Annotated in this window: 7 protein-coding genes; 3 read left to right on the forward strand and 4 right to left on the reverse strand. The window is 61.0% G+C overall.

Features of this window, described 5'->3' with window-relative positions; translation table 11 throughout:
• Positions 1–109 precede the first annotated feature (109 nt).
• The 3 genes from nifS to LJE93_03280 all read right to left on the reverse strand — a co-directional run bounded on the left by nifS (position 110) and on the right by LJE93_03280 (position 3056).
• On the reverse strand, positions 110–1357 hold the full coding sequence (gene nifS / locus LJE93_03270; protein ID MCG6947921.1) for a cysteine desulfurase NifS: 1248 nt from the start codon (positions 1355–1357) through the stop codon (positions 110–112).
• Between the two features lie 77 nt (positions 1358–1434).
• Positions 1435–2394, reverse strand: a complete 960-nt coding sequence (locus LJE93_03275; GenBank protein ID MCG6947922.1) for an iron-sulfur cluster assembly scaffold protein — start codon at positions 2392–2394, stop codon at positions 1435–1437.
• 209 nt (positions 2395–2603) lie between these two features.
• On the reverse strand, positions 2604–3056 hold the full coding sequence (locus LJE93_03280; GenBank protein ID MCG6947923.1) for a TerB family tellurite resistance protein: 453 nt from the start codon (positions 3054–3056) through the stop codon (positions 2604–2606).
• An 89-nt stretch (positions 3057–3145) separates the two neighbouring features.
• Here LJE93_03280 and ggt point away from each other — a divergent pair, with 89 nt between their 5' ends.
• Together ggt and LJE93_03290 are read left to right on the forward strand one after the other, a co-directional pair.
• Entirely contained in the window at positions 3146–4873 is a 1728-nt protein-coding gene (ggt, locus tag LJE93_03285) for a gamma-glutamyltransferase (protein MCG6947924.1), read from the forward strand.
• Positions 4873–5511 (forward strand): hemerythrin domain-containing protein, encoded by a 639-nt coding sequence (locus tag LJE93_03290; protein MCG6947925.1) that lies wholly within the window; start codon positions 4873–4875, stop codon positions 5509–5511. The genes ggt and LJE93_03290 overlap by 1 nt, the downstream gene beginning before the upstream one ends.
• Before the next feature lie 136 nt (positions 5512–5647).
• Here the strand turns inward: LJE93_03290 and LJE93_03295 are convergent, their stop codons facing one another.
• Positions 5648–6859 carry an acyl-CoA dehydrogenase family protein gene (locus LJE93_03295; protein MCG6947926.1) on the reverse strand — a complete coding sequence of 404 codons (1212 nt, stop codon included), beginning with the start codon at positions 6857–6859 and terminating at the stop codon, positions 5648–5650.
• Positions 6860–7008: 149 nt separating this feature from the next.
• Between LJE93_03295 and LJE93_03300 the strand changes: the two genes are divergently transcribed.
• A partial coding sequence (locus LJE93_03300) for a biotin/lipoyl-binding protein (GenBank protein MCG6947927.1) occupies positions 7009–7334 on the forward strand: 326 nt, incomplete at its 3' end.

The following is a 7334-nucleotide window of genomic DNA, read 5'->3' on the forward strand; positions in this document are numbered from 1 at the left end:
GCAATCGCTGAAGTTGCTGTAAGCAGACACAAGGCGCAAACGGTGGTAATTTTCATGGTCATCACTCTAGCGAATCCTGACCTGGACTATCCGACGAATATCCGCGAGGCTAGCGCTGCTCTCGAGCCTGCGGCATCTCAGTCTCATTCAGCATTGCCAACCCCTCTGGGCGCGGTTGGTCTGCCGTGGCGTCCCAGTAGGGCGAGAGGCGGCGGAGGCTGGAGACGATCTCCGGAAAGACCTCGATCACTTTGTCGATTTCTGTTTCCGTGTTGTATCGGCTAAGACTGAAACGCACCGAGCCATGGACCGCGGTGAATGGCACCTTCATCGCTCGCAGTACGTGCGAAGGCTCGAGCGAGCCAGAGGTGCAGGCCGAACCCGAAGAGGCGCATATGCCGTGCTCGGAGAGCTGATAAAGGATTCCCTCGCCCTCTATGAAATGGCAGGCGACGTTGAGGGTATTGTCGAGCCTCGGGGCCTCACCGCCGTTGACCTCCAGGTAGGGGATCCGTTCTACGAGCTCACGCTGCAGCCGATCTCGCATTGCGGTGATGCGCGCCACGTCCTCGTCGCGCCGGTCCATGGCGAGCTCGAGGGCTCGCGCGAGACCGACAATAAACGCCACATTCTCGGTGCCCGCGCGGCGTCCGTCCTCCTGGTGACCGCCGAGTAGGTAAGGCCTGCACGGCGTGCCGCGGCGAATGAAGAGGGCGCCGATGCCTTTGGGTGCGTGCAGCTTGTGGCCGGAGCAAGAGAGCAGATCAACGTTTTTGAAGCTCCCACGGAGGTCGATTTCGAGCTTGCCGACTGACTGGGTCGCGTCGGTGTGGAAGATAATCGAAGGGTCCGTCTCCTTCGTGATCCGCGACAGCTCTTCGATCGGGAAAATGACGCCGGACTCGTTGTTCGCGTGCATCAGGGAGACGAGGAGTGTGTCGGGGCGAAGGGCGCGAACGAACTCCCCCTTATCGATCCGGCCCTGGTCGTCGACCGGGATGAAGTCCACTCCAAATCCTCTTCGCACCAGATCGTGTGCGACTTCGAAGACGGCGGGATGCTCGACCGCGGATGTGATGATGTGTTTGCGGTCCGGGTTGGCGGCAATCGTGCCGAAAATCGCTGTGTTGTTGCTCTCCGATGCGCAGGACGTGAAGAGTATTTCGCTCGGCTTGGCCCGGCCGAGCAATTTTGCGATCGTCTTGCGCGCATCAGATATGGCGTCTGCCGGCCCTCGAGCCGCCTCGTACATCGAACTCGGATTGAAGTACTGATCCGTGAAGAACGGCGTCATGGCCTCGACGACCTCGGGTGCCACCTGGGTGGTCGCGTTGTTATCCAGATAAATGATGGCCACGTCGTACTGCTCCCTGGTTCATTTTCTGCCATGGTCGTCTGGACGACGCACGCGGCAGAAATTGAGAATCAAGATTTTCACACCTGAATTACGCGAATTCGCTCGTCGACCCGGTCCTTGAGCACCTGCTCGACCAACAACTTGATCGTGTTTGTCGAACCGATGCAGTCGGAGCACGCACCCTTGAGCTCGACGTAGACGACGCGGTCCTTGATATCGACGATCTCGAGGTCGCCTCCGTCCCTTGCGAGCTGTGGTCTAACATGTTCATTGAGAACGGTTTCGACCAGCTTTGCGAACTTGAAGGGAGAGAGCTCTCGAGGCAGTTCAGCCTTTGGCTCGCGAGCCATCGGCAAGATCGGCAGCTCCTTGAAGGCTGTCGGCTGCTTGCCCCACACCTTGTTCAGGAGATCCTGGAGGCCCCCGGGTGTGTGGTGGCACGACATACAGGCGCCTCCGGCCTTGATCGCGTTGGTGATCTCGGGAATCGACTTCAGCTCGAGCTCCTCGATCTTGCGTTCGATATAGGGTTCGGTGAGGCCAAAGCAGGTGCACACGAGCCGACCCTCTTCCTGCTCATCGCGGCTGATGTCGACCCCGAGTTCTGCGAGGTCGACGCCTCGCTTCTGCGCCCAGTTGAAGACTGCCGCCTCGAGCGCTTCGGCACCCATCACGGAACAGTGGATCTTGGCCTGGGGCAGCCCCTCGAGGTAGTTGACGATGTCCTTGTTGGTGATATTGAGGGCCTCGATGGGCGTGTAATCGCCTTCCTCGATGATCGCGCACAGGGCTTCGGACGCAGCGATGGCCGAGGTGCAGCCAAAGGTCAAATAGCGTGCTTCCGTGATCTTGTCCTGCTTCGGATCATTCGGGTGCCGCTCGACCCGGAAGGTGAAACGCAGCGCGTCGCCGCAGGCGATTGAGCCGTGCTCGCCGAAGCCGTCGGGTTCCTCGATCTCTCCGAGGTGCGTGCCGGGCTTACCCTGAACCGCGGCCATGAAGAGATCGGTTGTTTTCTGTGAATAATTCCAGGTCATCGATCCTCCGGGTGTGGCGCATGCGGCGCACGCGGCGCACCCGGAATAATAACTGATTCACGAGGCCAGCGATAAGACTGGAGTTTGGGGTCGAGAGTCCAAAGTGAGGAATTGAGAGTTAGGCGTCGAGGATTGTGGGTTCCCTCGCCCTCACCAATTCTCTTGCGTACGTTCGGAAACTCCAAAAATCTGGACTCTCAACTCCTAACTTACGAGGGGAGTCCGAGTTCGGTGGCGATCTGCCGTATCTGGGCCTTTTCGGAGGTTCGGATTTTGCCGTCGGCTTCGGCCACCGATTCGAGGAAGCGGCGGATGGTTCGTCCGTCCTCTTCTTCCAGCGAGCCACGAAATTGGCGACTGGTTTGGTAGCTACGACCGCAATCGGCGATTTCGCCACAGTGTCGTGCGATCTCTACCGCCAGCATCGCTTCCGAACGTGAAAGGGCTGCGTGGTCGACAAGAATCTGCTCCATACGGTCGGTCTCTTCACGGGTCACCTCGTCGTCGGCTTTGGCAACCCGATGGAGGATGAACGCGAGGGTCTTGAGGTAGCCGGCCGTTTCCCGGTTGAGCTCTTCGAGGCGCCTCAGGGCGGTGCGGATCTCCTCAGTGACGCTCGACGGTGAGCTCTCAGATGCGGTGGATTTCGTCGTGTTCGGCATGGTTTGGTCTCCCTGCCCTCTCAGTACGCAGAACAGAGGCAAACGGTTCCAATTGCGGATGGAGATTCTGGCTGGAGTAAACTCTTTCAATGATGGGCGCCGCTTTTTCGTTGCCGAGAAGCCGTGGGATGGTTGTACTCCTCACCGGAGTTTTGATGCTCTGTGGGTCCTCCCTTGAGGCGGCCCATCCGGAAGCCGTTCGGGGTTCGGGTGGTGCGGTTTCGAGTGCCGCGCCTGCCGCCACCGAGGCTGGCCTCGAGATCTTGAGAGCAGGTGGAAACGCGGCGGATGCTGCGGTGGCGACCGCACTCGCCCTGGCCGTGGTCCACCCGCAAGCCGGTAATCTCGGTGGCGGAGGGTTTGCCATCAGCCGGTTCGGTTCCAGTCTGACGGCCCTCGATTTTCGCGAAACGGCGCCCGCCGACGCCACCGAAGCCATGTATCTCGACGAGAAGGGTGAACCGCGCGGGGATGCGTCGCGCATCGGCCCGCTTGCGGCGGGCGTTCCAGGTTCTCCGGCAGGTCTATTCGAGCTCCACAAGGCCCATGGGCGATTGCCGTGGGCTAAGGTCGTAGAGCCGGCCCTTGGTCTCGCCAGAGATGGATTCGTGATCACCCGGCGGCTCGAGCGTTCGCTCACGGTGAACTCAGATCTTCTCAATAAATTTCCCGAAACTGCGGCCGTGTGGTTGTCCGGAGGACGTCCGCCGGTCGCGGGCAGCGTCATGCGGCTGCCCGAGCTTGCAGCGACCCTGGAAGCCTACGCCAGGCGCGGCGCTCCCGCGATCACCGAGGGTCCGATCGCGGCTGCGGTAGAGCTCGCGGCGCGCCGCCACGGAGGCATCTTGCGCGCCGTCGATCTCGCCGCCTATCGCGCAGTGTGGCGAAACCCGGTGCGCTTCCAGGCCTTCGGCTGGCAGGTGGCATCAATGCCGTTGCCGTCGTCGGGCGGTATCATCCTCGGCCAGACCTGCGGTGTGCTCGAAAGACTCGAGTGGGGGAAATACCCTCGCTTTGGCGCTGATCGTTGCCACCTCCTCGCGGAGACCTGGAGACGGACGTACGCGGATCGTTTTCTCCTCGGAGATCCGAGAACCAGCCAGGCGAATGCGAGCCAGCTTCTGGCGAAAGAGTGGCTCGACTTTCGCGCGGACAGGATCAGGCTCGGAAAGGCGATGCCGTCGGACCGGGTCCGAAAATGGTCGCGCGATTTGGTTCCAGAGTCTGCCCAGACAACCCACCTGTCGGTGATCGATGGTGAAGGGAACGCGGTGTCGATCACGACCACCATCAATGGAGGCTTCGGCTGCGGTCTTCTGGTGCCCGGTGCGGGATTCATCCTCAACAACGAAATGGACGATTTCGCCACCGCTCCTGGGGTGCCGAACATGTTCGGCCTGCTCCAGGGAGAGGCCAACGCGGTCGGTCCCGGTAAGCGAATGCTGTCGTCGATGACCCCGACCATCGCCTGGAACGGCGACCGGGTCATAGTGCTGGGCTCGCCGGGCGGATCGAGGATTCCGACCGCCACCGCCCAGGTGCTTCTCAACCTCATCGTCGATGGCGACGAGCTGCAGGCAGCGGTGGATCGGCCGCGAATCCACCATCAATGGATGCCCGACATTCTCTACGTCGAGGACGAGAGTCTGTCACCCGAAACCGCGAAGTCCCTCGAACGGAAAGGGCATGTGATCGAGTCGACCGTTCAGATTGGCGAGGTCAGCGCAGTTCAGGGGCGAGTCGGAGGAAAGGTGAGGGCGGCCCAGGACCCGCGCGGGCCCGGATCTGCCGGCGTCGTTCGATCCGCCGTCGATTGATGCAGCTCATTGACGAGCTCAAGGCCGAACATCTCCTGGTCGACCGGGTTGCAGGGGCCCTCATTCGGTTTGCCGAGGAAGCGTCGAGTGGTGGCATCGAGCCTGAGTACATCGAGGATTTCGTGACCTTTTTCAGGGTCTTCGTTGCCGGTTATCACCACCAGCGCGAGGAAGATAGCTTGTTCGCTGTGCTGGTCGCGAGGGCCGAAATTTCCGCGGATCGGGGGCCGTTGGCGGTGATGAAGGCAGATCATCGTGCGGCTGCAGCGATGGTCGATGAGCTCGCAACGGCGAAGTACGAGGCCGATGAGGCCGCGGGAATCGCCCGATGCCTGGCACACCATTTCTGGGAGCACGTCGACAAGGAGGACAGCGTACTCTTCCCGGAATCGGTCGATCGTCTTCGCCGGAACGGCGTGGTGCGGCTCGCCGGGCGTGGACCGACGGTGAAGGAAGAAGCCACTCGAGAGCTCGGCGAGGGCCTCACTGAGAGATTTCCCCCGCTCGACGATCCGGAGATCGTGCGCGGCGACGGATGCATCGCCTGCTCGGCGTTCGGCGACACCTGCAGCGGAATCGAGTCCGAGTGGTGGACCAGCTGGGAGAGGCAGCACTACCGGTCGCTCGACGATGGGTAGTCTGAATTCTGAATTCGGAATTCTGAGTTGGGAATGCCGACCGTCCACCCAATTGGAATTGGGATTTTCCACCCGTACCCCCCTGAAAACGGGAGGGTGAAGGGAATTTCCGAATTCCGAAATCCGAATTCCGAAATTACGCTTCCGGGTCGTAATCCGGGAAGTGCTCGACTGTCACATCGAGGTGCCCGGTCAGCTCTTTGAGTTCACGGGTCAGCGCTCGGCCGATGACCAGGCGTTGGACCTGGTTCGTGCCCTCGTAGATCTGTGTGATCTTGGCGTCGCGCATATACTTCTCGATCGGGTAGTCGGCGCAGTAGCCGTACCCCCCGAAGAGCTGGACCGCGTCGGTGGTGACCTTCATCGCTGTATCGGTGGCGAAGACCTTGCCCATGGCGGCCATCTTGTTGATGTTCTTTGCGCCGGAGTCGATCAATCGAGCCGAAGCGTAGACCAGCTGCCGAGCAGCTTCGATCTGAGTCGCCATGTCTGCGAGCATGAACTGCACGGCCTGGTGAGACATGACGGTCTGACCGAACTGCCGCCTTTCCGACGTGTACCGCAGTGCCCATTCGAACGCGCCCTGGGCAAGACCGAGAGCCTGGGCCGCGACCCCGGGGCGAGCGCGGTCGAGAGTCATCATGGCGTTCTTGAAGCCGCCTCCCTCGCGATTTCCAAGGAGTTGTGAGGCTGGTACGCGGCAGTTGTCGAAGTCGAGCTCATTCACGGACACCGTGCGGATGCCAAGCGTGTCCTCTCGCTTGCCGACTGAAAAGCCCGGTGTGTCCCTGTCGACGATGAACGCCGATATTCCCCGCATCCCCTTGTCGGGCTGTGTGAGCGCATAGATCGTGAAGGTCGACGCGACGCCGCCATTGGTGTTCCACTTTTTGTGACCGTTAATGACGTATTCGTCGCCGTCGACAACAGCGGTCGTCCGCAGGCTGCCGGCGTCGGACCCGGAAGCCTTCTCCGACAGTCCGAAGGCAATCAGGCTTTCGCCCTTGGCGATCGGCGGGAGATATTTCTCCTTCTGCTCGTCGGTGCCTCCGAGGATGATCGGAAACGAGCCGAGGGCGTTGACCGCGAACGCGACGCCCACCCCGCCACAGGCGCGCGACAGCTGTTCGACGATCAGGCAGAGGTTGAGGACACCGGCTTCGTGTCCACCGTACTCCTTCGGGATCCAGGCGCCGGTGAGCTCATACGATTTGAGCGCTTCCAGGATGTCCCATCCGTACTCTCGTGTCTGATCGAGTTCGGCGGCCTTCGGGCGCACATACTTCTCGGCCACCTCCCGAGCCCGTTCGATGTAGTCGAGGTTTTCCTTGCTCAGAAGCTCACTCATGCCCGCCTCCAGTTTTTCGGTGCTCAGCATCTTACATCCTCCTTTTCCGTGTCGCGGGGGACGGATGGCCTGTGGCGGCGAACTATTTGGCCGGCTGACACGTAATTCAAAGCGAGCACAGTCGTTGATGGTGATGTGAGGAGGAACTCATGGCCCGCAAAAAGAAACGCTGGTTGATATTGATTGCTGTGGTTGTCATCGCGGCCGCAGCTGTGGCGTACGCAGCAAGGACAAAGGCAAACGCCAACGGCGAGGAGGAGAAGGGGCCCGAGATCCCGACCCTCGCCTCGAGCATCGATGATATCCAGGTTGTCGTCCGCGAGGTGGGGACGGTCGAGCCGGAGGTTAAAGTGGAGATCAAGTCCACCCTCTCAGGTAAGGTCGTTGACCTGCCGATTCGCGCAGGTGACGTGGTGTCCCAGGGCCAGCTCATCGCTCGCATCGAGCCAGATGTCAACCAGGCTCAGAACCTGCT

It is taken from the genome of Acidobacteriota bacterium, assembly GCA_022340665.1.
GTDB lineage: Bacteria > Acidobacteriota > Thermoanaerobaculia > Thermoanaerobaculales > Sulfomarinibacteraceae > Sulfomarinibacter.

What these genes read in the sequence shown, in the direction of transcription:
- LJE93_03295 (MCG6947926.1), bottom strand. Translation starts at nt 6,859, where the DNA reads ATGAGTGAGCTTCTGAGCAAGGAAAACCTCGACTACATCGAACGGGCT.
- ggt (MCG6947924.1), top strand. Translation starts at nt 3,146, where the DNA reads ATGATGGGCGCCGCTTTTTCGTTGCCGAGAAGCCGTGGGATGGTTGTA.
- LJE93_03275 (MCG6947922.1), bottom strand. Translation starts at nt 2,394, where the DNA reads ATGACCTGGAATTATTCACAGAAAACAACCGATCTCTTCATGGCCGCG.
- LJE93_03280 (MCG6947923.1), bottom strand. Translation starts at nt 3,056, where the DNA reads ATGCCGAACACGACGAAATCCACCGCATCTGAGAGCTCACCGTCGAGC.
- LJE93_03290 (MCG6947925.1), top strand. Translation starts at nt 4,873, where the DNA reads ATGCAGCTCATTGACGAGCTCAAGGCCGAACATCTCCTGGTCGACCGG.